Source organism: Caballeronia sp. (genome assembly GCF_049581465.1).
GTDB lineage: Bacteria > Pseudomonadota > Gammaproteobacteria > Burkholderiales > Burkholderiaceae > Caballeronia.
Genome location: NZ_JBAUSA010000845.1, coordinates 1 through 1,888, shown reverse-complemented (window position 1 = coordinate 1,888; position 1,888 = coordinate 1). Strand labels below are relative to the sequence as shown.

At 62.7% G+C, this 1,888-nt stretch carries 3 protein-coding genes; all 3 read right to left on the bottom strand.

Annotated elements, in window-relative coordinates; translation table 11 throughout:
• On the bottom strand, nt 1-1,343 hold a 1,343-nt coding region (gene sdhA, locus WCA53_RS20725; protein WP_423915042.1), incomplete at its 3' end, for a succinate dehydrogenase flavoprotein subunit.
• Between the two features lie 3 nt (nt 1,344-1,346).
• Nucleotides 1,347-1,715 (bottom strand): succinate dehydrogenase, hydrophobic membrane anchor protein, encoded by a 369-nt coding sequence (sdhD, locus tag WCA53_RS20720; RefSeq protein ID WP_423915040.1) that lies wholly within the window; start codon nt 1,713-1,715, stop codon nt 1,347-1,349.
• Between the two features lie 2 nt (nt 1,716-1,717).
• Nucleotides 1,718-1,888, bottom strand: a 171-nt coding sequence (locus WCA53_RS20715; RefSeq protein ID WP_423915045.1) for a succinate dehydrogenase, cytochrome b556 subunit, incomplete at its 5' end; no start/stop codon positions are given.

Below are 1,888 nucleotides of genomic sequence, written 5' to 3'. Positions count from 1 at the left end.
GCGAGGCGTTCGAGCGCGGCGTCGGCGGCGTCGGCCGGTAGCGGCTTGTGCTCCTTCATTTCCTTCGCGTGCTTGATGATATGGTTGCCGGCCGCGCGGCCGAACACCACCAGGTCGAGCAGCGAGTTCGTGCCGAGGCGGTTCGCACCGTGCACGGACACGCACGAGCATTCGCCCACTGCGTAGAAGCCATGGACCGGATCTTCGTGACCCTTCGACGTACCGACGACCTGGCCGTTGATGTTCGTCGGAATGCCGCCCATCTGGTAGTGGATGGTCGGGACGACGGGAATCGGTTCCTTGATGCAATCCACGTTCGCAAACTTCATGGCGATCTCGCGGATCGACGGCAGACGTTTCATGATCGTCTCGGCGCCGATGTGCGACAGGTCGAGCAACACGTGATCCTTGTTCGGACCCACGCCGCGGCCTTCCTTGATCTCCTGGTCCATCGAACGCGAAACAAAGTCGCGCGGCGCCAGATCCTTCAGCGTCGGCGCGTAGCGCTCCATGAAGCGCTCGCCGTCCGAATTGCGCAGGATGCCGCCTTCGCCACGCACGCCTTCGGTGATCAGCACGCCCGCGCCGGCTACGCCCGTCGGGTGGAATTGCCAGAATTCCATATCCTGCAAGGCGATACCCGCACGGGCCGCCATGCCGAGGCCGTCGCCGGTGTTGATGAACGCGTTCGTCGATGCCGCGAAGATCCGCCCCGCGCCGCCTGTGGCGAACAGCGTGGTCTTGCCTTCGAGGATGTGGACGTCACCCGTTTCCATTTCCATCGCCGTCACGCCGAGCACGTCGCCGTCGGCATCGCGGATCAGGTCCAGCGCCATCCATTCGACGAAGAAGTGCGTCTTGGCCGCGACGTTCTGCTGATACAGCGTGTGCAGCAAGGCGTGGCCGGTACGGTCCGCGGCGGCGCAGGCACGCTGCACCGGCTTCTCGCCGTAGTTCGCCGTGTGGCCGCCAAACGGGCGTTGATAGATCGTGCCGTCCGCATTGCGGTCGAACGGCATGCCCATGTGCTCCAGCTCGTAGACTGCGCCCGGTGCTTCACGGCACATGAATTCGATCGCATCCTGGTCGCCGAGCCAGTCGGAGCCCTTGATGGTGTCGTAGAAGTGGTAATGCCAGTTGTCTTCGCTCATGTTGCCAAGCGATGCACCGATGCCGCCTTGGGCCGCCACCGTGTGCGAGCGCGTGGGAAACACTTTTGAGAGCACCGCGACCGACAGTCCCGCACGGGCGAGTTGCAGCGAAGCGCGCATGCCGGAACCACCGGCGCCGACGATCACGACGTCGAATCGGCGACGCGGCAGGGACGTTTTAATTGCAGCCATTCTTTAAACTCTCCAGAGAATCTGTGCCGCATAGCCGATACAGCCGACCAGCCAGAGGATGGTCACTACCTGCAGGAACAGCCGCAGCCCGACGGGCTTGATGTAGTCCATCCAGATGTCCCGGATGCCGACCCACGCGTGATAGAAGAGCGAGAGCAAGGCCACGAAGGTGGCGAGCTTCATCCACTCGATGGCGAAAATCGAAGCCCAGCCGTCATACGAGAAGTCGCGGGCGCCGAAAAACCAGAACAGCAGGACAACGGTGTAGATCGCCATCACGACGGCGGTAACGCGTTGCGCCAACCAGTCGCGCAGGCCGTAATGCGCGCCAGTCACGAGTCGCTTGCGACCGATATTGTTATTCGCTGCCATTCTTAGAAGGCTCCGAAAAGTTTGGCCGCCACGACGAGCGTCAGCAGCGTGGATACCACCAATACGACGATCGACGTCTGCTTGCCGCCTTCCTTGCTTACCGCGCGATGGGTATCGAGGAGGAGGAAGCGAATGCCGGCGCTTGCGTGCGCCTGCTGAGATTGCGCGGCAGT

What these genes read in the sequence shown, in the direction of transcription:
- sdhD (WP_423915040.1), bottom strand. Translation starts at nt 1,715, where the DNA reads ATGGCAGCGAATAACAATATCGGTCGCAAGCGACTCGTGACTGGCGCG.